The following is a 23,399-nucleotide window of genomic DNA, read 5'->3' on the forward strand; positions in this document are numbered from 1 at the left end:
TCGCGCCATGGCGGCTTTTGCAGCGGTGGGGTGGAAGAGCGGCGTGCGCGGATGGGATGCTTCTCTTGCGGGAACGTGACTCGGGGAGGGTGGCAATGGCGGTGGCGGACCGGCGGGAGAACCTGCGCGCAGCCGACGTCGACCGGCAGTTCGTGGCCGAGCGCCTCAAGGCCGCGGTCGACGAGGGGCGGTTGTCGCTCGGCGAGTATGACGACCGGCTCAAAGAGACCTATGCCGCCCGGACGTATGGCGACCTCGACGTGATCCTCAGCGACCTGCCCGGCTTCCGCCCCGTCGACAGCGCCGCGCTCGCGCCGGCCAGTGGCTATGCGGCCGCGCCGACGAGTCCGGCGCCCGACGCCGGCGGCCGGGGTCAGTTCGGCCGTCAGCCGCACTGGCTGCTCGGCATCTGGAGCGGCTGGCTGATCGCCGTCACCGTCAACGTCGTGATCTGGGCCCTGGTCAGCATCTCCAACGGCGAGGCGGTCTACTTCTGGCCGATGTGGGTCGCCGGGCCGCTCGGCGCGGTGCTCCTCGCGACGTCGGTGAGCACCTATCTGGCCGGTGGGCCGGACGCCGCCCGGGAGCTCAAGCGGGAGCGCAGGCGGCAGCGCCGGGAGCGTTGAGACCCCGATTTGGTGCAACGCGTTCACCGCGCGTAGACTCGGCGATTGGCGCAAAGCGTCCACTCAGGCATGCCCCCACGCGCTTCTAGTGGCAGACCTGAGCCGCGGCTGGCGCGGACCCCCCGTGGGGTCCGTGAAAAGGATGCGAGCGTCAACACCCAAACCGATCGTCAGGTAGCGGAGGACATGCCGAAGAAAGACGGGGCCATCGAGATCGAGGGCCGAGTGATCGAGCCACTCCCGAACGCAATGTTCCGGGTGGAGCTCGCCAATGGCCACAAGGTCTTGGCGCACATCAGCGGGAAGATGCGGCAGCACTACATCCGCATCCTGCCCGAGGACCGAGTGGTCGTCGAGCTGTCGCCTTATGACCTGACTCGCGGGCGCATCGTCTACCGCTACAAGTAAATCGGTGTCGGTTCCCAGGAAAACGGTCGGGACTGTCGCTCCCATGTAGGGGTGCGCAGCGAGAGTTAGGCAAACCGTGAAGGTCAAGCCGAGCGTCAAGCGGATCTGCAACAACTGCCGGATCATCCGGCGGCACGGCCGGGTCATGGTCATCTGCAGCACTGACCCGCGCCACAAGCAGCGCCAGGGCTGAAGCCCCGGCGGCGGATCCACCTAGCACCACCCAGTTTTAGCCCGTTCCAGCCCCGGGCCACCGCGCGTGACGCGTGCGGAGCGCGTGGGCTGCACCCCCGGTCGGAGGCCGGGGCCCGTCTGTGGGCAGACGGGAGTGGAGCGGGCTCAGACCTCCGCACACGCAAGGAGCACGCCCACCTATGGCACGTCTCGTTGGTGTTGATCTCCCGCGCGAGAAGCGCACGGAGATCGCACTCACCTACATCTATGGCATCGGTCGCACCCGATCCATCGAGCTTCTGGCCGCTACCGGCATCGACCCCAACAAGCGGGCTCGTGACCTGACCGATGAAGAGATCGTGCAGCTGCGCGACTACATCGAGGCCAACTTCAAGGTTGAAGGCGACCTGCGCCGCGAGGTCGCCGCGGACATCCGCCGCAAGGTTGAGATCGGCTGCTACCAGGGCATCCGGCACCGCAAGGGCCTGCCCGTGCGCGGTCAGCGCACCCGGACCAACGCCCGCACCCGCAAGGGTCCGAAGCGCACGGTCGCCGGCAAGAAGAAGCCGGGCAAGAAGTAGTAGTCGGTCGGGTAGAGAAAACAATCTAGGAGCGCATAGAGAATGCCGCCGAAGGCTCGCGCCGGCGCGACCGCTGTCAAGAAGGTCCGGCGCAAGGAACGCAAGAACGTCGCCCACGGGCAGGCGCACATCAAGAGCACCTTCAACAACACCATCGTGTCGATCACCGACCCGACCGGTGCTGTCATCTCCTGGGCCTCGGCCGGCCAGGTGGGCTTCAAGGGCTCGCGCAAGTCGACTCCGTTCGCCGCGCAGCTGGCCGCCGAGGCCGCTGCTCGCCGCGCGATGGAGCACGGCATGCGCAAGGTCGACGTGTTCGTCAAGGGTCCGGGCTCCGGCCGGGAAACCGCGATCCGCTCGCTCCAGGCCGTCGGCCTCGAGGTCGGGCAGATCAGTGACGTCACGCCGCAGCCGCACAACGGCTGCCGTCCGCCGAAGCGCAGAAGGGTCTGACGAGATGGCTCGTTACACCGGTGCCGACTGCCGCCGTTGCCGTCGCGAGAAGATGAAGCTGTTCCTCAAGGGCAGCAAGTGCGACGGGCCGAAGTGCCCGTTCGAGTCGCGCCCCTTCCCGCCCGGCCAGCACGGCCGTGGCCGGCCGAAAGAGACCGAGTACCTCCTGCAGCTGCGCGAGAAGCAGAAGGCCCGCCGCATCTACGGCGTCCTCGAGCGTCAGTTCGCCGGCTACTTCGACGAGGCTGTCGCCAAGCCGGGCAAGACCGGTGAGGAGCTGCTCAAGATCCTTGAGTCGCGCCTCGACAACGTGGTCTACCGGGCCGGCCTCGCCACCTCGCGTGACGCGGCCCGCCAGCTGGTGAGCCACGGCCACATCCAGGTCAACGGCAAGAAGGTCGACATCCCGTCGTACCGGCTGCGCGAGCACGACATCGTGCAGGTGCGGCAGAAGTCGCGGGAGCTCACGCCGTTCCAGATCGCACAGGGTCTCGCGGGCAGCAAGACCGTCCCCGCGTGGCTGGAGTTCATCCCCAGCGAGCTCAAGGTCCTGGTGCACAGCCTGCCCGCGCGGCAGGTCATCGACACCCAGGTCCAGGAGCAGCTGATCGTCGAGCTCTACAGCAAGTAGCACGGCTTTACGGAGGCGGGGCGATCATGCTCCGCCTCCTCGTCGGAGCGCGTCAAATAGTGGGCGCGCAACGAACTGGAGGAACCGCAAGTGCTTATCTCACAGCGTCCGAGCCTCGCCGAAGAGTCCATCAGCGAGACCCGGTCAAAGTTCACCATCGAGCCGCTCGAGCCGGGCTTCGGCTACACCCTCGGCAACTCGCTGCGTCGCACCCTGCTCAGCTCGATCCCGGGCGCGGCCGTGACCAGCATCAAGATCGACGGGGTGCTGCACGAGTTCACCACGATCCCCGGTGTCAAGGAGGACGTGGTCGAGCTCGTCATGAACGTCAAGGAGCTGTGCGTCAGCTCCGAGCACGACGAGCCGGTCTCGATGTACCTGCGCAAGCAGGGCCCCGGTGACGTCACGGCGGGCGACATCCAGCCCCCGGCCGGCGTCTCCGTGCACAACCCCGACCTGAAGCTGGCCACGCTCAACGGCAAGGGCCGGCTCGACATGGAGCTGACCGTCGAGCGTGGTCGCGGCTACGTGACCGCGAACCAGAACAAGCAGCAGGGCCAGGAGATCGGTCGGATTCCGATCGACTCGATCTACTCCCCGGTGCTCAAGGTCACCTACCGCGTCGAGGCCACCCGCGTCGAGCAGCGCACCGACTTCGACCGGCTCATCATCGACGTCGAGACCAAGGCGTCGCTGACCCCCCGGACCGCGCTGGCCTCCGCCGGCATGACGCTCGTCGAGCTGTTCGGCCTGGCCCGTGAGCTCGACGAGACCGCAGAAGGCATCGACATCGGCCCGTCGCCGCAGGACGCGCAGCTCGCTGCCGACCTGGCACTGCCGATCGAGGAGCTCGACCTCACCGTCCGCTCGTACAACTGCCTCAAGCGCGAGGGCATCAACTCCGTCGGGGAGCTGATCAGCCGCACGGAAGCAGACCTCCTCGATATAAGGAATTTCGGTCAGAAGTCGATCGACGAGGTCAAGATGAAGCTCGCCGGGATGGGTCTGGGTCTCAAGGACTCCGCCCCGACGTTCGACCCGGCACACGTCGTGGACTCGTTCGCCGATGTTTCCTACGACGACACCGACGACTACCGCGAGACCGAGCAGCTCTAACCGGCTGCTGTTCGATTTGAGGAGCCCCAATGCCCACGCCCACCAAGGGTCCCCGCCTCGGCGGCAGCCCCGCGCATGAAAAGCTGATGCTGGCGAACCTCGCCACCTCGCTGTTCAAGCACGGACGCATCAAGACCACCGAGACCAAGGCCAAGCGGCTGCGCCCGCTCGCCGAGCAGCTCATCACCAAGGCCAAGCGCGGAGACCTGCACGCGCGCCGTCAAGCGCTCGCCGTGGTGCGCGACAAGGACGTGGTGTTCCAGCTGTTCGACCAGATCGCGCCGCGGTTCGCCACCCGGCCGGGTGGCTACACCCGCATCGTGAAGACCGGCCCGCGCAAGGGTGACGCCGCTCCCATGGCGATCATCGAGCTGGTCGAGGAGCTCGAGGTCGCCGTCGCGCCGGCGCCGCGCAAGGCCGCCGCTCGCAAGGCCGCCAAGGCCGACTCGATCGCGGTCCTCGCCGGTGAGGACGAAGACGCTCCGGCCGCTGCCGCGGCGTCTGCGTCCGACGACGCTGCGGAGTCGGCCGACGCCGCCGCGGACGAGGACGACGAGAAGAAGGCCTGATCACAGGCCTGAAGTCGACGGCCCGGCACCCTGCGTCACTGGGGTGCCGGGCTTCTTCATTGGCGGGGTGCCCCGCCGCGCGGGTGCCACGCTGCGCGGGCGACCGGCCGACTGTTTCGAAGGGTGAACGTTGAGCATCCGTGTCCGCCTCGACGTGGCGTATGACGGGACCGACTTTTCCGGCTGGGCGATCCAGCCGGACCGCCGCACCGTCGCCGGTGAGCTGACCACCGTCCTGACCCGCCTGTTCGGCACCGTGGAAGGCCTGACCGTCGCCGGCCGCACCGACGCCGGCGTCCACGCCACCGGCCAGGTCTGCCACGTCGACGTCCCCGCGGACCGCTGGGAGGCCATCTCCGGCGCGCTGCTGCGCAAACTCGCTGGCCTGCTGCCCCTGGACGTCCGCGTGCTCGCCGCGGCAGAGGTCCCGCCGGAGTTCGACGCCAGGTTCTCGGCCCTGTCACGGCGCTACGAGTACCGCGTCACCGACGCCGTGCACGGCGCCCTGCCGCTGCGCCGCCACGACACGGTCGCCTGGCCCCGCCCGCTCGACCTGGACGCCCTCAACGCCGCTGCGGAGGGCCTGGTGGGGGAGCACGACTACGCCGCCTTCTGCCGCCGCAAGGAGCACGCCACGACGATCCGCGCCGTCAACCGCCTGGACTGGCGCCGCGACCCGGACGGCATCCTCGTGGCGACCGTGCAGGCCGACGCGTTCTGCCAGCAGATGGTCCGCAGCCTCGTCGGCGCCCAGCTCTTCGTCGGCGACGGCCGGCGCGCCGTGTCGTGGCCCGCGGGGCTGCTCAGCCGGCGGGTCCGGGCCGACGAGGTGACCGTGGCGCCGGCGCACGGGCTCTCGCTGGTGGAGGTCCGGTACCCGGAGGATCCGGCGGACCTGCGCAGCCGTTCGGAACTGACCCGCCGCCGCCGCGACGCGGACTGAGCTAGCTGGTCTGGACGGCGGGCAGGGACGCGGCCGGGGTCGCCTCCGGCTGGATGATCGCGCGGTTGCCGATGATGCCGTTCTCCAGATACGTCTCGACGATGTCGTAGGTGATCTGGTTCGGATACGGGTCGTCGGGCGCGAAGTCCTTCCCGTCCACCCTGGCGATGACCACGAAGGCGATGAAGTGCCCCCGGTAGTTCCAGCCGAGCTGGGTTGGGGCGCGGACGATCGCGTCGGTGCCGGTGCCCGCGCCGACACTCATCCCGGCGAAGCGGCCCTTCTGCCCGTCGACGATCGGCTTGACGCCGTCGAAGGCGGTCGCGGCGGCCTTCTCGGTGTCGAGGTTGAAGATCCCAGCCGTGATCAGGTACTCCTCGCTGGGGTTCTTCATCGTCGCCCGGACGACCTCCGAGCAGCCGGCGCCGGCCAGCAGGGTGGCGAGCTCGTCGGTGGCGGCGGTCTTGCAGTCGGGGGACGCCTGCGTCTTGAGGATCAGGTACGGCGGCTCGTCCGCAACCGCGACGATGCTGTTCTGCGGGAAGACCTCGGCCTCGGTGAGCGGGTTGGGGTCGACCTGGCGGCTGCTGATGTCGCGCTTCTTCGGGCCCGCGGCGGTGCTGGAGCGGGCCGACTCGGGCCCGTTCTTCTCGTCCTTGAAGATGAACCAGGAGCCCAGGCCGCACGCGGCGAGCAGGACGACCACGCCGATGACGCTCAACGCGGCGATCCAGCGGTGCGGCCGGTGCTCGACGGGGTCGGCGACGATCGTGCGCGGTGCGCCGGGCCGGCGGCTGTCGGGGCGACCCGCGGGCCGCTTGCCCGCCGGCTCCCGCAGCGCCCGCTGGGTGCCGGTGCCGGTGTACTCCCCGGTGCCGCGTCCACGGCCGCCGCGCCGACCGGCGCCGGCCGGCTCGTCGAACGGCAGCCCGTCGTCGAGGGGGCGCCGCTGGTGGGGCGCCTCGTCAGCCACGGGACGCCGCCGGGTGGCGGTGCCGCTCGCCTCGAACGCCGCACTCGGCGGCTCATAACCCGGCCCCGCCCGGTCAAGCCCGGCCCGGTCCATTCCGCCGGGCTCGAACCCGACGGGCTCGAAACCGTCCCGTCGGCGCCGCGCCGTGCCCGTGTCGTCGCGGCGCGCGGGGGCCTCGTCGAAGCCGCCCCGCCCCCGCCGCCCGGCGCCGGTGTCGTCCCGGCGCAGGCCGGCGGTGTCGTCAGGGGCGCCGGTGTAGAAGCCGCCGCGCGGACCGGATCCCGTGGCAGGGCCGAAGCCGGACCCCGTGGCGGGCCCGCCGGTGAACGGCGGGCCGGAGCGTTGCCGCCCCACGCCGCTGTCCGGACCGACAGGTTCGAAGCCGCCGCGCCGGGACATGCCGGTGTCGTCGCGCCGGAACGCGGCCGGGTCCTCGGCGGCGCGGGATCGGCGGCCGGTGGTGCTGTCCGTTCCCGCCGCGGGAGATGTACCCCCATCGAACGCCCGCCGTCCCACCGGCGTGTCCGGCCCCCGCCGCCCGGAGGTCGGGCTCTCCCGGCCGCTGTCGGTGTCGGGACGGGCCCGGCGCCCAGCGGGCGGGGCGGGCTCGTCGAACCGCCGGCGGGCACCCGTCGACGTCGTGTCGGCCTCCTCCGCCTCGCGGCGGGCCCGGCGGCCGGTCGCGCCGCCGCTGGTCGGGCTGCTCTCGGGACGCATCGTCGGGAAGATCGGCACGAGCGGCGGCGGCTCGGTCGCGGGCCGGGGCGGCGTGGAGTCGTCGAGCGGCTTGATGATGGGGACCAGGGCGGGGCCGTGTTCGTACGATTGCGAAGGGCGACCGTCCGGACCCCGCCTGGCCGGCTCGTCCTCGGCGCGGGCCCGTCGGCGGCCGCCACGCGATTCCGTGGTGTCGACCGGGGGTGGCGGCTCGATCGCGGCGCGTGCCGGCGGCGGCGGCGATGCTGACCGGGCGAAGACCCCGCTCGGCGAGTCGCCGCGCCCGGCCCGGGGACCGGCGGGCTCGTCGCGGACGGGCCGGAACGCCCCGCCGGCGGCGTCGTCCCGCAACGGCCGGAAGGTGCCACTGGACGAATCGTCACGAGGGGAGCGAGGCGGTGCACGGAAGGACCCACTCGGCGACTCGTCGCGAGGTGCCCGGAAGGAACCACTGGGGGAGTCCTCCCGAGGTCCCCGGAACACACCGCTCGGCGAGTCGTCGCGAGGAGCGCGGAAGGAACCACTGGGGGAGTCGTCGCGAGGTGCCCGGAACGACCCGCTCGGCGGGTCCTCTCCCCGGGGCCTGCGCCGCCCACCAGCGGGCCCCTCGGGCCCACGGGGATCAACCGGCGGCGGCCCGGCCCGGAAGGACCCGCTCGGCGACTCCCCGCGGGGGCCCCGGGACGACCCGCTCGGCGAATCGTCCCGCGGCAGCCGGCCGTACACACCGCTCGGCGAGTCGTCAGGACGCGAACGACCAGGCCGCCCGCCATGCGGCCCGTCGTCGAAGCCGGGCTCGTCGAACGACGGCGGCGGCGCCGAGAACGGGTCCGGTCCGCTGCCCCGGAGCCCGGCCAACCAGTTGTCGGCCTCGTCCGCCTCGTCCCGGCGGAACGAGTCGGAACGCCGCTTGCGGCGCTGCTCGTTCCCAGAAGTCATGTCGCACAGGGTAGCCGACCGTCCTGGGTGATGGCGTGTCGGCGATGTTTCGCGCAATCCGAACGAGTGGGGCGCAAGCAGGGCCGTTCACCTGCTTGGGGACAATGCGTTGCGGCATCGGTCAAGGGAGGCGCATCGTGTCCGGCGAGCACTATTTCACCGCGGAGCCGGCGGCGGCCGAAATCCGGCACGACGTCGTGTTCACCATCGACGACCAGGAGTTCCGGCTCAAGGCGGCGGGCGGGGTGTTCTCGGCGAGCCGGCTGGATCCGGGCACGTCGGTGCTGCTGCAGCGGGCGCCGCTGCCGGGCGCCGCGACGACCGGGTTCCTGCTGGACCTCGGCTGCGGCTACGGCCCGATCGCCGCGGTCCTCGCCGCGAACGCGCCCCAGGCGACGATCTACGCCGTGGACGTCAACCAGCGGGCCCTCGACCTCGCAGGTGAGAACACCGGCCCGAACGTGATCACCGCGCTGCCGGACGAGGTGCCGGAGACTGTCGGGTTCGCGCAGATCTGGTCCAACCCGCCGATCCGGATCGGCAAGCCGGAGCTGCACGCGCTGCTGCTGCGCTGGCTGCCGCGGCTGACCCCGGACGGCACCGCGTGGCTGGTCGTGGCCAAGAACCTGGGCGCGGACTCGCTCCAGCGGTGGCTGGTCGAGCAGGGGTTCAGCGCCGAGCGGCACGCCAACCACAAGGGCTTCCGGATCTTCGAAGTCCGAAAAGCGGGCGACGTGCGACCGGCAGCGGCGCAGAATTCCTGACTCGTGGGATACGTGGACGTGGCAGGGGTCGGGCACACCCTCGCAGATGGTCGTGAGCTGTTCGCCGAGGTGTCGTTCCGGGTCGGTGAGGGCGCCAAGGTCGCGCTCGTCGGGCCCAACGGCGCCGGGAAGACGACGCTGCTGAAGATGGTGGCCGGTGACCTGCCGGTGCGGGAGGGCGTGATCGCGCGGTCCGGCGGGCTGGGCGTGATGCGCCAGTTCATCGGCATGATCGGCGACGATCGCACGCTGTACGACCTGGCGCTGCAGCTCGCCCCAGCCGGCCTGCAGAAGGCGGGGGAGCGGCTGCACGCCGCGGAGCTGGCGATGCACGCGGAGGGCACCGAGAAGGCGCAGCTGCGCTACGCGAACGCCCTGGCGGCGTGGGGGGAGGCCGGCGGGTACGACGCCGAGGTCCTCTTCGACACGGTGAGTGTCGCCGCGCTCAACAAGCCGTGGGACGAGACCCGGGACCGGCCGGTCCGGACCCTGTCGGGCGGGCAGCAGAAACGGTTCGCCCTCGAGCTGCTGCTGCGCGGGGACGACGAGGTGCTGCTGCTCGACGAGCCGGACAACTTCCTGGACGTGCCCGGGAAGCGCTGGCTGGAGGAGCGGCTGCGCGAATCGTCGAAGTCGGTGCTCTACGTGTCGCACGACCGCGAACTGCTCGCCAGATCGGCGGACCGGGTCGTGGCGGTCGAGGGCGGCTCGGCGTGGGTGCATCCGGGCGGGTTCGCCTCCTGGCACGAGGCGCGGGTCGCGCGGCACGAGCGCCTCGACGAGCTGCGCCGCCGCTGGGACGAGGAGCATCAGAAGCTCAAGGACCTCGTCCTCATGTACAAGACGAAGGCCGCCTACAACGACGGGCTGGCGTCGCGGTACCAGGCGGCCCAGACGCGGCTGAAGAAGTTCGAGGAGGCGGGCCCGCCGCCGACCCCGCCGAAGGACCAGGACATCCGGATGCGGCTGGCCGGTGGGCGGACCGGCAAGCGGGCCGTCATGTGCGAGCAACTGGAGCTGGACGGGTTGACGTACCCGTTCGACCTGGAGATCTGGTACGGCGACCGGGTCGCGGTCCTCGGCGGCAACGGCACCGGCAAGTCGCACTTCCTGCGGCTGCTGGCCCGTGGCGGCACCGACCCGGACCCGACGCAGACGCCGATCGGGGTGCAGATCGCGCCGGTGGCGCACGGCGGGCAGGTCCGGCTCGGCGCGCGGGTGCGGCCCGGGCACTTCTCGCAGACGCATGACCGCCCTGAGCTGCTGGACAAGACCCTGGTGGAGATCCTCTGGCGCGGTGACGACTGGCGCAGCGGGCTGCCCAGGCCGCAGGCGATGCCGGCGCTGTCGCGCTACGAGCTGGCGGCGCAGGCCGATCAACGCTTCGGCACCCTGTCCGGCGGGCAGCAGGCCAGGTTCCTGGTGCTGCTGCTGGAGCTGTCCGGGGCGACGCTGCTGCTGCTCGACGAGCCCACGGACAACCTGGACCTGGCCAGCGCCGAGGCCCTGGAGGAGGGGCTGCGCAGCTTCGACGGGACCGTCATCGCGGTGACGCATGACCGCTGGTTCAGCCGGTCTTTCGACCGTTTCGTGCTGTTCCGTGCCGATGGCGAGGTCGTGGAGGTGCCGGAGCCGGTGTGGGAGGGGCGCGGCTGACGGACGCCCTGTCCGTGGCGGTGCGTCACCACGTGCTCACATTGGCCCGGTGGATCCCTCAGTTGTGCTCACCGTCGGCGCGTCCGACTCGTCCGGTGGTTCCGGAATACAGGCTGACCTGCGCACCCTCGCCGCGATGCGGATGCACGGGGCGTCGGTCGTGACGGCGGTGGTGTCGCGGAACACACGGGGCACCACCGACGTGTACGCGCAGCCGACGACCGTCGTGTCCGGGCAGCTCGGCAGCGTCCTGGAGGACCTGCCGGTGGCCGCGGTCAAGACCGGCATGTTCCCCAACGCGGAGACGGCGATCGCGGTCGCCGCGCGGGCCCGGTCCGGGGCACTGCCGAACCTCGTCGTCGACCCCGTGCTGGAGACCGCCGGCGGCAACCGGAGGGGTCTCGCGGCGGCCCTGGAGCGGCTCCTGCCGCACGCGCTCGTCGCCACCCCCAACCGGGAGGAGGCGTCACTGCTGGTCGGCTGGGAGGTCGTCACCCCCGACGACATGGCCAAGGCGGCCGCGGAGCTGTCGGCGGGCGGTCCCCGCTACGTGGTGGTCACGGGCGGCGACTTGGTCGCCGGCGACAACGCGATCGACGTGGTCTGGGCGGACGGCGCCGCCCGGCTGCTGCACAGCCCCAGGGTGAGCAGCCGCAACACCGACGGCAGCGGCGCCACGTTCGCAACCGCGGTCGCGGCCCGGCTCACCCTCGGCGACGACCCGGCGGAGGCGATCGCCTGGTCGAAGGGGTTCGTCGGACGGGCGATCAGCGACGCCGCGGACTGGCGGATCGGCGCCGGCACCGGCCCGATCGATCAGTTCGGCTGGTCGGCCCTCACCCTGCGGTAGTGGTACGGCCAACAGGCATGATGCACGTATGGACGAGAAGACGTTGATCCACCAGATCTCCACGCTCGTGGACGACGAGCACAAACTGCGGACCCAGCTGCAGGCCGGGAAGATCACCGAGGAGCATGAGCGCGAGCTGCTCGGCGACATCGAGGCGCAGCTCGACCAGCTGTGGGACCTGCTGCGCCGCCGGCGCGCCGCGAAGCTGCAGGGCATCTCGCCCGACGAGGTCCAGGCACACACCCTCGACGAGGTCGAGCACTACCTGCAGTAGGTCGAGCACTCCCGCGGTGGGAAGCCCCCTAGTCCACTCGCAGCCGATAGCCGCGCTTCACCACCGTCTGCACGAACGCGGGGCCGCCGAGCGCGGCCCGCAGCCGGGCCACGGCCATCTCGACCGCGTGCTCGTCGGCGCCGCGGGGCAGCTCGCGCAGCAGCGCCGCCCGGGACAGCACCCGTCCGGGCGACGCTGCGAGCGCGCGCAGCACCGCCATCGGGCCCGGGGCGAGCGGCTTGAGCGTGCCGTCGATGATCGCTGCGTGGCCACGCAGCGTGACCGCGGCGCCCGCGACGTGCAGGGTGGGCGCGCGTTTGGGCAGCTCGTCGACGAGGATCCGCACGAGCGCGCCCAGGCGGGCCCGCTGCGGCGCCGCCACGGGCACGCCCAGCCGCTTCAGGGGCGCGGCGGTCACCGGACCCACACAGGCGGCCAGAACGTCCGTCCGCAGGGCCTCCAGGACGTCCGGCGCCTCCGACCCGGCGACGCGCAGCAGCGAGCTGACCGCCGGCGCCGACGTGAACGTGACCGAGTCGACCAGCCGCGAGCAGATCAGGTCGACGAGCCGTCGCAGCGGTGCCGGGTCGACGGGCGGGGCCCACCGGTACACCGGGATCTCCACGACGATCGCACCGGCGTCCCGCAGGGCGGTGGTGAATTCCGGATGCGGCTCGCCGTGCAGCTGCAGGGCGATCCTGCGGCCCGCGATCCCGCCCGGGAACCCGCCGCCGAGGAGGAAGTCGAGGACCTCGTCGCAGCTCTCCGTGTCCGGCGACCAGGCCTCGATCATGCCGGCGGCGCGGACCGCGCCCTTCGCCTTCGGGCCGCGGGCGATCAGGTACGCGTCGCTGAGCCGGGACCGCAGTGCCTCGCCGAGGCCCCACCCCTCGGCCGCCTCGATCCAGCCGCGCAGGCCGATGCCGGTCGTCGCGATCACGATCTCCGGCGGCACGTCGACGCACGAGACGGTCGCGGCCTTCAGCTCGGTGTCGTCGGCGACCGGCACGATGCGCAGCGCCGGCGCGAGCACCACCCGGGCGCCGCGCCGTTCGAGCAGTGCGCTGAGCTCGTCACGGCGCCGGTCGGCGGTGACCGCCACGGTGAACCCGGCCAGCGGCAGGTCCTCACCGGAGGTCGGCCGGGCTTCGAGCGTGCTGCTTGCACTCACGCCGCCACCTCCGCTGCGCTCCGGCGCCGGCCTGAGGCTGCACCGAGCTCCTGGTTCGCGGCTCCTCCGCTGCGCTGCGGCCTGCTCATGCCGCCACCTCCGCTGCGCTCCGGCGCCGGCCTGAGGCTGCACCGAGCTCCTGGTTCGCGGCTCCTCCGCTGCGCTGCGGCCTGCTCATGCCGCCACCTCCGGTGCGCTCCGGCGCCGGCCTGAGCCCCGCGCTGAGCTCCTGGTTCGCGGCTCCTCCGCTGCGCTGCGGCCCGCTCACGTGACCACCTCGGCCGGCACCTGCGCGGGGGTCGCCACTTCGACGAGGCCCTCGCGGACCCGCACCGGGTACACCGGCACCCGCACGCCGGGCTGGTCCAGGCACTCGCCGCTGCGCAGGTCGAACACCTGCTTGTGCATCGGCGACGCGACCGTCGGCACGTCGCCCCGGCTGCCGACGATGCCGCGGGACAGCACCGCCGCGCCGCTGATCGGGTCGAGGTTGCCGAGGGCGTACACCTCGCCGTCGTACACGCGGAACAGTGCCACCTGTGCCCCGTCGACCAGGGCGGCGACGCCGCGCTCCGGCTCCAGGCGGGGATACGGGCAGACCACGGTCCACTTCATGAGCGCACTCCAAGGACGACGGGAACAGGCTGTCCGCGTTCGGATGCGAACGTGATCGTCGGGTCCGGGGTGTCCGGCGCGTTGACGAACGAGACGAACCGGGAGAGGCGCTCCGGGTCGTTGATCGTCGCCCGCCACTCGTCGACGTAGGAGCCGACGTGGTGGGCCATCATGGCGTCGAGCTCGTCGGCGATGCCGAGGGAGTCCTCGACGATGACGGCCCGCAGGTAGTCCAGGCCGCCCTCCATCGCCTCGATCCAGGCCGAGGTGCGCTGCAACCGGTCCGCGGTGCGGATGTAGAACATCAGGAACCGGTCGACGAGCGTGATGAGCTCCTCGGTGGTGAGGTCGCTGGCCAGCAGGTCGGCGTGGCGCGGCCGGAAGCCGCCGTTGCCGCCGACGTAGAGGTTCCAGCCGTTGTCGGTGGCGATGATGCCGAAGTCCTTGCCCTTGGCCTCGGCGCACTCCCGGGCGCAGCCGGACACGGCCGACTTGAGCTTGTGCGGTGCGCGCAGCCCGCGGTATCGCAGCTCCAGCTCGACGGCGAGCCCGACGGAGTCCTGCACGCCGTAGCGGCACCAGGTCGACCCGACGCACGACTTCACGGTGCGCAGTGCCTTGCCGTAGGCGTGCCCCGACTCGAACCCGGCCTCGACCAGCCGGTGCCAGATCGCCGGCAGCTGCTCGACCCGGGCGCCGAGCAGGTCGATGCGCTGCCCGCCGGTGATCTTCGTGTACAGGTTGAAGTCGCGGGCGACCTCACCGATGACGATCAGCTTGTCGGGGGTGATCTCGCCGCCGGGGATCCGGGGGATCACCGAGTAGGTGCCGTTGCGCTGGATGTTGGCCAGGAAGTGGTCGTTGGTGTCCTGCAGCGCGGCCTGCTCGCCGTCCAGGACGTAGTCGTTGTGCAGCGACGCGAGGATCGAGGCCACCGTCGGCTTGCAGATGTCGCAGCCGCGGCCCGTGCCGTGCTCGGCGACCAGCTGCGAGAACGTGCGGATGTCGCGGACCCGGATGATGTCGAACAGCTCCGCGCGCGACTGGGTGAAGTGCTCGCACAGCGCCTTGCTGGCCACGACGCCGCCCTCGGCGAGCAGCTGCTTGAGCAGCGGCACGCACGAGCCGCAGCTGGTGCCGGCCCGGGTGCACGCCTTCAACGCCGGCACGTCGGCGCAGCCCTGCTCGTGGATCGCCGCGGTGATCTGGCCCTTGGTGACCGCGTTGCAGGAGCAGATCTGGGCGTCCTCGGACAGTGCGGCCCGGGGCGCGTCGCCGGCGAGCAGCGCGAGGGGCGAGGCCGGCAGCGGCCCGCCGACGCTGGCCCGCAGCGCCGGGTAGGAGCTGGCGTCGCCGACCAGGATGCCGCCGAGCAGGGTCTGCGCGTCGTCGGAGAGGACCAGCTTGGCGTAGGTGCCGCTGGCCGGGTCGAGGTAGACGACGTCGAGCAGGTCGGTGCGCAGCGCGTCGCCGAAGCTGGCGACGTCGACGCCGAGGAGCTTCAGCTTCGTGGACGTGTCCGCGCCGGGGAACGACGCGTCGCCGCCGAGGAGCCGGTCGGCGACGATCTCCGCCATCGCGTAGCCGGGCGCCACGAGGCCGTAGCAGCGGCCGTCGATCTCGGCGCACTCGCCGATCGCGTAGACGGCCGGGTCGTCGGTGCGGCACCCGGCGTCGACGACCACCCCACCGCGCGCCCCCGTAGCGAGACCCATCGTGCGGGCCAGCTCGTCGCGCGGTCGGATGCCGGCGGCCACCACGACGATGTCGGCCGGGATGTGCGCGCCGTCGGAGAGGGTCAGCGCCAGGGTGGCGTTGACGGACTGGCTCGGGCGGATGGCGGTGGTCGCGGCGCCGAGGTGGACCCGGACGCCGAGGTCCTCGACGTACTTGCGCAGGACCGCGCCGCCGGCCTCGTCGACCTGCACCGGCATCAGCCGTGGTGCGAACTCGATCACGTGGGTGCGCAGGCCCAGCAGGCGCAGCGCGTTGGCCGCCTCCAGGCCGAGCAGGCCGCCGCCGATGACCGCACCGACCTCCCGGCCCGCGGCGTGCGCCCGGATCGCCTCCAGGTCGTCCAGCGTGCGGTAGACGAACACGCCCGCCTGGTCGACGCCGCTGATCGGCGGCACGAACGCGGACGAGCCGGTGGCCAGGACCAGGGCGTCGTACTCGTACATGCCGTGGGCGGTGGTGACCTTCCGGGCGGCCCGGTCGATCGTCAGCGCCGGCTCGCCGAGGTGCAGGTCGACCCCGTCCGGCACGTCGTAGGTGAGGTCCTGCGCGGACGCGCCGTCGAAGAACGCCGACAGCCGCACCCGGTCGTACGCCGAGCGGCTCTCCTCGGCCAGGACGGTGATCTCCCACTGGTCGGTGGTGTCGCGGGCACGCAGCGCCTCCACGAACCGGTGACCGACCATGCCATGGCCGACGACGACAACCTTCACCGGCCACCATCCAGATCGATGCTGGTCGTTGCAACGCTGGGTGCCCTCAGGTAACGCGGGCATGGCGGCACGGTTTCGGCGTTGTTACCGGCGGCAGCCGGCGGGACACCGGGCTGCGAGCTGGGGATGGCGACCGCTTCGGACATGGCCAAAAGGCTGCCGCCGGGCGGTTTCGCTCCAGCGTCCCGAATGTTTCGCGCCTGCTAAGAGCGCCTCACACGACCCTTGAGCAGGAAGTTACCGCAGGTGCCCCCGGCGGCGTCGATGAACGTCGATGCAGTGCGGTCCGGTGAAGGGTGTGCCAGATCCTCCCACGATAGGGTTCAGCGATCTGCTCGTGGGGGTAGACAGAAACGGACCCCGATATGAGGAGGAACCTGATGCGCTCGACCGCCAAGGTCACCCTGGTGGCCGTCACGGCGCTGGGCGTCGGACTCGCCGGCTGCAGCAACGGCGCCGGCACCCCGAGCGCCGGCAGCAGCGGCAAGACGTCGGCCGGCGCCTCCGCGGCGACGTCGTCCGGTGCTTCGTCCGGCGCCCCGGCCGGCGCGACCGGGACCGGCGCCGCGGCGCCGTGCCTGATCGGCACCTGGAAGGCCACCGGCCTCTCCGGCAAGCTCAGCGGCCCGGTCACGGGCACCTTCACCGGTGGTGGCGGCACTTTGCTGACCATCGACGGCGCCGGCAAGGCCCAGGTCGACTTCGGTGCGATGCAGCCGGTCACCTTCGCGTTCACCGTCTCCGGCGGCGACGTCAAGGGCAGCTTCGGTTACGGCGGCAAGGTCAACGGCACCATCAAGACGGCCACGGCCGCCACCGGCACGTGGGAGCCCGCCGGCACCGTCGACTTCAGCACGCTCACCGTCACCGTCGATCTGACCAGCCCCGCCGCGGTCCGGGTCGCGGACAAGGCCTCGATCGCCGACTTCGCCGGCACCGGCACCGCCGACACCGGCGGCGCGGTGGACGCCCAGCCCGTCCTCAAGAAGAGCAGCTACGACTGCTCCGGCGGCACGACGCTGAAGCTGGGTCCCCCGGCCGGCGGCCCCGACACCGGCACCTGGACCTTCACCAAGGCATAGAGCGAATCCCCACGGCGGCCGGTTCTCACAATCGTCGAACCGCCGCCGTGGGGGAAACGTTTCGGCGAGGATAAGAAGGGTGCGCGCGATGGAAATCCGGCATCCATACGGTCCCCACCATGACTCTCGCCGTGGAAACCGTCGAACCGGGCGGGCAGCCCCCTCGCCCCCGACGTGGTCGCTGGATCAACGACTGGCGACCCGAAGACCGCACCTTCTGGGATGAGGCCGGCGCGAAGATCGCCCGGCGCAACCTCATCGTCTCCATCCTGTCGGAGCACATCGGCTTCTCGATCTGGAGCCTCTGGTCGGTCTTCGTCCTGTTCCTCGGCCCGAAGTACGGCTTCGACCCGGCCCAGAAGTTCCTGCTCACCAGCGCGCCCACGCTCGTCGGCGCGGTGCTGCGCCTGCCCTACACCTTCGCCGTCGCCACCTTCGGCGGCCGCAACTGGACCATCTTCAGCGCCCTGATGCTGCTGGTCCCGAGCATCCTCGCCGGCATCATCCTGGAGCCCGGCGTCTCGTTCACCACGCTGCTGCTCGTGGCCTCGGTCGCCGGCGTCGGCGGCGGCAACTTCGCCTCCTCGATGGCCAACATCAATGCCTTCTACCCGCAGCGCCTCAAGGGCTGGGCCCTCGGCATCAACGCCGGCGGCGGCAACATCGGCGTCCCCGCCGTGCAGCTCGTCGGCCTGCTCGTCCTGGCGACCGCCGGTGCGAGCCACCCGCGCCTGATCATCCTGATCTACCTGCCGCTGATCGTCATCGCGGCCGCCCTCGCGGCGATCTACATGGACAATCTCACGCACGCCGCGAACGACCGGCACGCCATGCGCGACGTGATCAAGGACCGGCACGCCTGGATCATGTCGCTGCTGTACATCGGCACCTTCGGCTCGTTCATCGGCTTCGGCTTCGCGTTCGGCCAGGTGCTGCTGGTGCAGTTCAAGTCGGACTTCGACACCCCGGTCAAGGCGGCGTACCTGACGTTCCTCGGCCCGCTGCTCGGCTCGCTCATCCGGCCGATCGGCGGCGCCCTCGCCGACAAGTTCGGCGGCGCGAAAATCACCTTCTGGAACTTCGTCGGCATGGCGCTCGGCGCGACCCTGGTCCTCGTCGCGTCCCGGCAGCACTCCCTGCCGCTGTTCCTCACCGGCTTCATCGCCCTGTTCGTCTTCAGCGGCATCGGCAACGGCTCGACCTACAAGATGATCCCGGCGATCTTCCGCGCCAAGTACCCCGCCGACGAGAACCAGTCCCGGCGGCTCGCCACGGCGCTCATCGGGGTGGCCGGAGCGGTCGGCGCGGCCGGCGGCGTCCTGGTCAACCTCGCCTTCCGGCAGTCGTTCCTCGCGTACAAGACCGGCGACGGCGCATACATCGCCTTCCTCGCCTTCTACGCCGTCTGCTTCGCCGTCACCTGGTTCGTCTACCTGCGCAATTCACCCCGCAAACTCGAAGGGGTCTGAGGCCGTTTTGACCGCACAACAGCGGCCCGGTATCGTGGACCGCTGTTGTGCGATGACAAGGCGTCCCCACTGTTCGGGTACGCTAGGTGGTCGTGCGCCCCTTAGCGCCGCCATGAGAGCGCACCCCAGAACCGACGACGTGGAAGACAAGGTAGACCTGTGGGTACGTACAGCCCGAAGCCGGGTGAAATCGAGCGCGTGTGGCACGTCATCGACGCGTCGGACGTCGTGCTCGGCCGTCTGGCCACGCACGCCGCGACGTTGCTGCGCGGCAAGCACAAGCCGACGTTCGCCCCGCACGTGGACACCGGCGACTTCGTCATCGTGATCAACGCCGGCAAGGTGGCGCTGACCGGCAACAAGCGGCAGACCAAGGTCGCCTACCGCCACTCGGGCTTCCCGGGCGGCCTCAAGGCGGTCGGCTACGAGGAGCTGCTGACCAAGAACCCGGAGCGGGCGATCGAGCTGGCCGTCAAGGGCATGCTCCCGCACAACCGCCTCGGTGCCCGGCAGATCCGTAAGCTGAAGGTCTACGCGGGCGCCGAGCACCCGCACGCCGCGCAGCTGCCCCAGCCGTTCGAGATCAAGCAGATCGCGCAGTGAGCGCGGACGAAGGACTGAGCGTGACCGACGAGACCGTCGAGACCATCGACACCGAGCCCGCCGCTGAGCCGGCCGCCGCCGCTGTCGCCACCGTCGAGACCCCCGCGCCCGCCGTCGAGGCGACCGCCAAGGTCCCGACCCGTTCCCGCCGTGCCGGCCAGCCGATCCAGACCGTTGGCCGCCGCAAGGAAGCCATCGTCCGGGTCCGCCTGGTCCCCGGCACCGGCAAGTTCCTTCTCAACGGCCGTGAGCTGGAGAACTACTTCCCCAGCAAGGTCCACCAGCAGTCCGTCAAGGAGCCGCTGGTCATCGTCGAGAAGCTCGAGCAGTTCGACGTGTTCGCCAACCTGCGTGGCGGCGGCACCACCGGCCAGGCCGGCGGCCTGCGCCTCGCGATCGCCCGGGCCCTCATCGAGAACGACCCCGATGACCGCCCGGCGCTCAAGAAGGCCGGCTTCCTCACCCGTGACGCCCGCGCCACCGAGCGCAAGAAGTACGGTCTGAAGAAGGCCCGCAAGGCCCCGCAGTACTCGAAGCGCTAACCAAGCCTCTCGGCCGGGTGCACCCTGGAGGTGTACCCGGCCGATTTGCGTTCGCGGCCTTACAGCTCAACGGAGGTATCGCAGTGGGGCGACTCTTCGGCACCGACGGCGTCCGTGGACGCGCCAACGCCGACCTGACTCCCGAGCTGGCCATGGCGGTCGCCATCGCCGCCGCGCAGGTGCTGTTCGAGCGGGATCACTCCCATGCGCCTCTGGCCGTCGTCGGCCGCGACCCGCGGGCCAGCGGCGAGATGCTGGAGGCCGCCGTCGTGGCCGGGCTCACCAGCGCCGGGGCCAACGTGGTCCGGGTCGGGGTCCTGCCCACCCCGGCCGTCGCATACCTCACCGGCGTCCTGAACGCCGACATCGGTGTGATGCTGTCCGCCTCGCACAACCCGATGCCCGACAACGGGGTCAAGCTCTTCGCCGCCGGCGGGCACAAGATCCCCGACGAGGTCGAGGACGAGATCGAGCGCCTGATCGCCGAGGGCACCAAGACCCGCCCCACCGGCGCCGGCGTCGGCCGCGTCACGGATCTCGCCGACGGCGAGGACCGCTACGTGCGGCACCTGCTGACGTCCCTGCCCGGCCCGCTCGTCGAGCTCAAGGTCGTCGTCGACTGCGCCAACGGCGCCGCGTCGTCCGCCGCGCCGGAGGCGTACCGCCGCGCCGGTGCGCACGTCATCGCGATCAACGCGGACCCCGACGGCCTCAACATCAACGAGGACTGCGGCTCCAACCACCTCGGCCAGCTCCGCGCCGCCGTCGTCGAGCACGGCGCTGACCTCGGCATCGCCCACGACGGCGACGCCGACCGGGTCGCCGCCGTCACCGCCGACGGCGCCGAGGTCGACGGCGACCAGATCATGGCCGTCCTCGCCCTCGCCATGCGCGACGGCGGCCTGCTGAAGGACGACACCCTCGTCGCCACCGTCATGAGCAACCTCGGCCTGAAGATCGCCATGGCCGACGCCGGCATCCGGCTGCTCGAGACCCGCGTCGGCGACCGGTATGTCCTGGAGGAGCTGCGCGCGAAGGGCCTCGCCCTCGGCGGCGAGCAGAGCGGCCACATCATCATGCCGGCGTTCGCTACGACCGGCGACGGTGTCCTCACCGCCCTGCACCTCATGGGCCGCATGACCGGCACCGGCCGCACCTTGGCGGACCTCGCCTCCGTCGTCCGCCGCCTGCCGCAGGTGCTCATCAACGTCCCCGTCGGTGACCGCGCCGCCGCGGCCAGGGCCGCCCAGGTCCTCGATGCCGCCAAGCAGGTCGAGGCCGAGCTCGGCGGCACCGGCCGGGTCCTGCTCCGCCCGTCGGGCACCGAGCAGCTCGTCCGGGTCATGGTCGAGGCGGCCACCCAGGAAACCGCCCGCGAGGCCGCCGAGCGGATCGCCGCCATCGTCCGCGCGGTCTCCCCGGCCTAGTCCATGATCCGGAAGACTCCGGGCACTCCAGGGTGCACAAGGTCTTCCGGATCACGGCCCGCGGCTACCCGGTAGTAACGTGCGGCGCATGACTGATGCCCGCACCGTTCTCGTCACCGGCGCCTCCCGCGGCATCGGCAAGGCGACCGCCGTTGCCTTCGCCGCGCAGGGCTGCAACGTCGTGCTCACCTCGCGCGACCAGGAGGCCCTCGACGCCGTCGCGGAGGAGATCCGCGCCGCCCACCCGTCCGCCGGGGTGCTCGTCCACGTCGCCCACGCGGCCGAGCCCGACCAGGCCGGCGCAGTCGTCGACGCCGCCATGTCCCGCTTCGGCGCGATCGACGTCCTGGTCAACAACGCCGGCACCAACCCGTACTTCGGCCCGCTCATGGACATCGACCCGGTCCGCGCCGAGAAGACCGTCCGCCTCAACCAGTTCGGCCCGGTCCTGTGGAGCCAGCTGGCCTGGAAGGCGTCGATGTCCGCCCGCGGCGGCGCGATCGTCAACGTCGCCTCCGTCGGTGGCCTGCTCACCGAGCCCGGCATCGGCTACTACAACGCCACCAAGGCCGCCGTCATCCACCTCACCCGCCAGCTCGCCGCCGAACTCGCGCCCACGGTCCGCGTCAACGGCGTCGCCCCCGGGATCGTGCGCACCAAGCTCGCCCGCGGGCTGTGGGAGAACAACGAGCAGTTCCTCAGCGACAACCTGCCCCTCGGCCGCATCGGCGAGCCCGACGACATCGCCGACGTGATCACCTTTCTGGGCGGCCCGGCGTCCCGCTGGATGACCGGCCAGACGCTCGTCATCGACGGCGGCGCCCAGATCCGCTCATCCCTGGCCTGACGCCTCCCACCGCCCGCGCGCGCCGCCGGTATGACAGGGTTACCTCTGATCGTGTCAGCCGGCATCGCAGCATGAGGAGCCGACCATGAGAGCCGCGTGGCGAGTGGCGCAGGTCCGTGCGGCCGAAGAGGCCCTGATGAAGCAGCTGCCCGGCGGCACGCTCATGCAGCGAGCCGCCGCCGGTCTGGCCAGGCGCTGTGCGCAGACGCTGCCCAAGGTGTACGGCAGCCGCATCCTGCTCCTCGTCGGCCCCGGCAACAACGGCGGCGACGCGCTCTACGCCGGTGCGCTGCTGGCCCGGCGCGGGGCGCACGTCGAGGCGCTGGTGCTGGACGCCGAGCGGGTCCACCGGGGCGGTGCCGCCGCCCTGCACGCCGCCGGCGGGGCCCTGACCAGGACCGTCCCGGACCGGATCGACCTGGTCGTGGACGGCATCCTCGGCATCGGCGGCCGGGGCGGGCTGCGCGAGCCCGCCGCGAGCCGGGTCGCCGAGGTGTCCGGTTCGCTGCGCGGCGCCCCGGTGATCGCGGTCGACGTGCCCTCCGGCGTCGACGCCGACACCGGCGCCGTCACCGGGATGGCGGTCCGCGCCGACATCACCGTCACGTTCGGCGTGCTGAAGCCCGGTCTGCTCGTCGGTGCCGGCGCCGTCCACAGCGGACTCGTCGAGGTGGTCGACATCGGCCTGGAGCCCCACCTCGACGGCCACCCCGCCTGCTACGTGCCCGACGCCGACGACGTCGCCGCCTGGTGGCCGCGGCCCGTCGCCAACGACAACAAGTACTCCCGCGGGGTCGTGGGCGTCGCGACCGGTTCCGGGCAGTACCCGGGCGCCGCCGTCCTGTCCGTCTCCGGTGCGCTCGCCGGCCCGGCGGGACTCGTGCGCTACGCGGGCAGCGCCGCCGACGCCGTCCGGGCCCACCACCCGCCGGTGATCGCCAGCGACCGGGTCGCCGAAGCCGGCCGCGTGCAGGCCTGGACCTGTGGCAGCGGCCTGGGCACCGACGAGCGCGCGTACGCCGAGCTGCGCACCGTCCTCGGCGCGCCCGTCCCCGTCTGCCTCGACGCCGGGGCCCTGACGCTACTCGTCGACACCCGGATGGCCGACTGGCTCCGCGACCGCGACGCCCCGACGGTCGTCACCCCGCACGACGGGGAGTTCCAGCGGCTCGCGGGCGGCGCGCCCGGCGACGACCGGGTGGCCGCGGCCGTGCACCTGGCCGACCGGATGGACTCGGTCGTGCTGCTCAAGGGCGACCGGACGATCATCGCCACCCCCGACGGCCGGGTGTTCGTCAACCCGACCGGCACCCCGGCGCTGGCGACCGGGGGCACCGGTGACGTCCTCGCCGGGCTGCTCGGCTCGCTCCTCGCGGCGGGCCTGCCGACGGAGCACGCCGCCGCGGCGGCCGCGTTCGTGCACGGCCTGGCGGGCCGGCTCGCCGCCGCGCGGGGCCCGGTCACCGCCGCCGACGTCGCCGCCCACCTCGCCGAGGCCGTGGCCACCCTCCGCTGACCTTTC

24 protein-coding genes are annotated in these 23,399 nt (G+C 71.8%); 20 read left to right on the plus strand and 4 right to left on the minus strand.

Going from position 1 to position 23,399, the window contains the following annotated elements; translation table 11 throughout:
• The first annotated feature begins 95 nt into the window (after positions 1-95).
• The 9 genes from ACFPIJ_RS49450 to truA all read left to right on the plus strand — a co-directional run bounded on the left by ACFPIJ_RS49450 (position 96) and on the right by truA (position 5,501).
• A complete protein-coding gene (locus tag ACFPIJ_RS49450) occupies positions 96-626 on the plus strand; it encodes a DUF1707 SHOCT-like domain-containing protein (RefSeq protein WP_380126441.1) in 531 nt (176 codons plus the stop codon).
• A 186-nt stretch (positions 627-812) separates the two neighbouring features.
• Positions 813-1,034, plus strand: coding sequence for a translation initiation factor IF-1 (gene infA, locus ACFPIJ_RS49455; protein ID WP_007073013.1), 222 nt, complete (start codon positions 813-815; stop codon positions 1,032-1,034).
• Between the two features lie 76 nt (positions 1,035-1,110).
• Positions 1,111-1,227 carry a 50S ribosomal protein L36 gene (gene rpmJ / locus ACFPIJ_RS49460; RefSeq protein WP_014687778.1) on the plus strand — a complete coding sequence of 39 codons (117 nt, stop codon included), beginning with the start codon at positions 1,111-1,113 and terminating at the stop codon, positions 1,225-1,227.
• 181 nt (positions 1,228-1,408) lie between these two features.
• A complete protein-coding gene (gene rpsM, locus ACFPIJ_RS49465; RefSeq protein ID WP_203845098.1) occupies positions 1,409-1,789 on the plus strand; it encodes a 30S ribosomal protein S13 in 381 nt (126 codons plus the stop codon).
• A 42-nt stretch (positions 1,790-1,831) separates the two neighbouring features.
• On the plus strand, positions 1,832-2,242 hold the full coding sequence (gene rpsK / locus ACFPIJ_RS49470; RefSeq protein WP_033357646.1) for a 30S ribosomal protein S11: 411 nt from the start codon (positions 1,832-1,834) through the stop codon (positions 2,240-2,242).
• A gap of 4 nt (positions 2,243-2,246) precedes the next feature.
• Positions 2,247-2,873, plus strand: coding sequence for a 30S ribosomal protein S4 (gene rpsD, locus ACFPIJ_RS49475; protein ID WP_033357645.1), 627 nt, complete (start codon positions 2,247-2,249; stop codon positions 2,871-2,873).
• A gap of 90 nt (positions 2,874-2,963) precedes the next feature.
• Entirely contained in the window at positions 2,964-3,989 is a 1,026-nt protein-coding gene (locus ACFPIJ_RS49480) for a DNA-directed RNA polymerase subunit alpha (RefSeq protein WP_203845101.1), read from the plus strand.
• Positions 3,990-4,018: 29 nt separating this feature from the next.
• The gene (rplQ, locus tag ACFPIJ_RS49485; RefSeq protein ID WP_380126442.1) at positions 4,019-4,558 is read left to right on the plus strand and encodes a 50S ribosomal protein L17; all 540 of its coding nucleotides are present in this window, start codon (positions 4,019-4,021) and stop codon (positions 4,556-4,558) included.
• A 130-nt stretch (positions 4,559-4,688) separates the two neighbouring features.
• Entirely contained in the window at positions 4,689-5,501 is an 813-nt protein-coding gene (gene truA / locus ACFPIJ_RS49490) for a tRNA pseudouridine(38-40) synthase TruA (RefSeq protein ID WP_380126443.1), read from the plus strand.
• A 1-nt stretch (position 5,502) separates the two neighbouring features.
• On the opposite strand, the gene ACFPIJ_RS49495 is transcribed toward truA, so the two are convergent.
• Complete coding sequence (locus ACFPIJ_RS49495) at positions 5,503-7,542, minus strand: hypothetical protein (RefSeq protein WP_380126444.1); 2,040 nt, start codon at positions 7,540-7,542, stop codon at positions 5,503-5,505.
• A gap of 725 nt (positions 7,543-8,267) precedes the next feature.
• On the opposite strand from ACFPIJ_RS49495, the gene ACFPIJ_RS49500 reads away from it, so the two are divergent.
• From ACFPIJ_RS49500 to ACFPIJ_RS49515, 4 genes are read left to right on the plus strand one after another with little or no spacing between them, the layout of a single operon-like run.
• The gene (locus tag ACFPIJ_RS49500; protein WP_380126445.1) at positions 8,268-8,894 is read left to right on the plus strand and encodes a class I SAM-dependent methyltransferase; all 627 of its coding nucleotides are present in this window, start codon (positions 8,268-8,270) and stop codon (positions 8,892-8,894) included.
• Positions 8,895-8,897: 3 nt separating this feature from the next.
• The gene (locus ACFPIJ_RS49505) at positions 8,898-10,550 is read left to right on the plus strand and encodes an ABC-F family ATP-binding cassette domain-containing protein (RefSeq protein WP_380126446.1); all 1,653 of its coding nucleotides are present in this window, start codon (positions 8,898-8,900) and stop codon (positions 10,548-10,550) included.
• 49 nt (positions 10,551-10,599) lie between these two features.
• Complete coding sequence (gene thiD / locus ACFPIJ_RS49510) at positions 10,600-11,400, plus strand: bifunctional hydroxymethylpyrimidine kinase/phosphomethylpyrimidine kinase (protein ID WP_380126447.1); 801 nt, start codon at positions 10,600-10,602, stop codon at positions 11,398-11,400.
• 28 nt (positions 11,401-11,428) lie between these two features.
• Entirely contained in the window at positions 11,429-11,674 is a 246-nt protein-coding gene (locus tag ACFPIJ_RS49515) for a DUF2630 family protein (protein ID WP_380126448.1), read from the plus strand.
• Positions 11,675-11,702: 28 nt separating this feature from the next.
• Here ACFPIJ_RS49515 and ACFPIJ_RS49520 read toward each other — a convergent pair whose 3' ends face one another.
• The 3 genes from ACFPIJ_RS49520 to nirB all read right to left on the minus strand — a co-directional run bounded on the left by ACFPIJ_RS49520 (position 11,703) and on the right by nirB (position 15,907).
• Entirely contained in the window at positions 11,703-12,797 is a 1,095-nt protein-coding gene (locus ACFPIJ_RS49520) for a uroporphyrinogen-III synthase (RefSeq protein ID WP_380126582.1), read from the minus strand.
• Between the two features lie 312 nt (positions 12,798-13,109).
• Positions 13,110-13,460 carry a nitrite reductase small subunit NirD gene (nirD, locus tag ACFPIJ_RS49525; RefSeq protein WP_380126449.1) on the minus strand — a complete coding sequence of 117 codons (351 nt, stop codon included), beginning with the start codon at positions 13,458-13,460 and terminating at the stop codon, positions 13,110-13,112.
• Positions 13,457-15,907, minus strand: a complete 2,451-nt coding sequence (gene nirB, locus ACFPIJ_RS49530) for a nitrite reductase large subunit NirB (RefSeq protein ID WP_380126450.1) — start codon at positions 15,905-15,907, stop codon at positions 13,457-13,459. Before nirB ends, nirD begins: the two co-directional genes overlap by 4 nt.
• A 380-nt stretch (positions 15,908-16,287) precedes the next feature.
• On the opposite strand from nirB, the gene ACFPIJ_RS49535 reads away from it, so the two are divergent.
• The 7 genes from ACFPIJ_RS49535 to ACFPIJ_RS49565 all read left to right on the plus strand — a co-directional run bounded on the left by ACFPIJ_RS49535 (position 16,288) and on the right by ACFPIJ_RS49565 (position 23,393).
• Complete coding sequence (locus ACFPIJ_RS49535; protein WP_380126451.1) at positions 16,288-16,989, plus strand: hypothetical protein; 702 nt, start codon at positions 16,288-16,290, stop codon at positions 16,987-16,989.
• A gap of 119 nt (positions 16,990-17,108) precedes the next feature.
• The gene (locus ACFPIJ_RS49540; RefSeq protein WP_380126452.1) at positions 17,109-18,458 is read left to right on the plus strand and encodes a nitrate/nitrite transporter; all 1,350 of its coding nucleotides are present in this window, start codon (positions 17,109-17,111) and stop codon (positions 18,456-18,458) included.
• Positions 18,459-18,617: 159 nt separating this feature from the next.
• The gene (gene rplM / locus ACFPIJ_RS49545) at positions 18,618-19,061 is read left to right on the plus strand and encodes a 50S ribosomal protein L13 (RefSeq protein WP_203845113.1); all 444 of its coding nucleotides are present in this window, start codon (positions 18,618-18,620) and stop codon (positions 19,059-19,061) included.
• 20 nt (positions 19,062-19,081) lie between these two features.
• On the plus strand, positions 19,082-19,603 hold the full coding sequence (gene rpsI / locus ACFPIJ_RS49550; RefSeq protein WP_380126453.1) for a 30S ribosomal protein S9: 522 nt from the start codon (positions 19,082-19,084) through the stop codon (positions 19,601-19,603).
• An 83-nt stretch (positions 19,604-19,686) separates the two neighbouring features.
• The gene (glmM, locus tag ACFPIJ_RS49555) at positions 19,687-21,030 is read left to right on the plus strand and encodes a phosphoglucosamine mutase (protein WP_380126454.1); all 1,344 of its coding nucleotides are present in this window, start codon (positions 19,687-19,689) and stop codon (positions 21,028-21,030) included.
• An 88-nt stretch (positions 21,031-21,118) separates the two neighbouring features.
• The gene (locus tag ACFPIJ_RS49560; RefSeq protein WP_380126455.1) at positions 21,119-21,877 is read left to right on the plus strand and encodes an SDR family oxidoreductase; all 759 of its coding nucleotides are present in this window, start codon (positions 21,119-21,121) and stop codon (positions 21,875-21,877) included.
• 85 nt (positions 21,878-21,962) lie between these two features.
• Complete coding sequence (locus ACFPIJ_RS49565) at positions 21,963-23,393, plus strand: NAD(P)H-hydrate dehydratase (protein WP_380126456.1); 1,431 nt, start codon at positions 21,963-21,965, stop codon at positions 23,391-23,393.
• The last annotated feature ends 6 nt before the right edge of the window (positions 23,394-23,399 follow it).

Origin of the sequence: Dactylosporangium cerinum, assembly GCF_042653625.1 — a bacterium.
GTDB classification, from domain to species: Bacteria; Actinomycetota; Actinomycetes; order Mycobacteriales; family Micromonosporaceae; genus Dactylosporangium; species Dactylosporangium cerinum.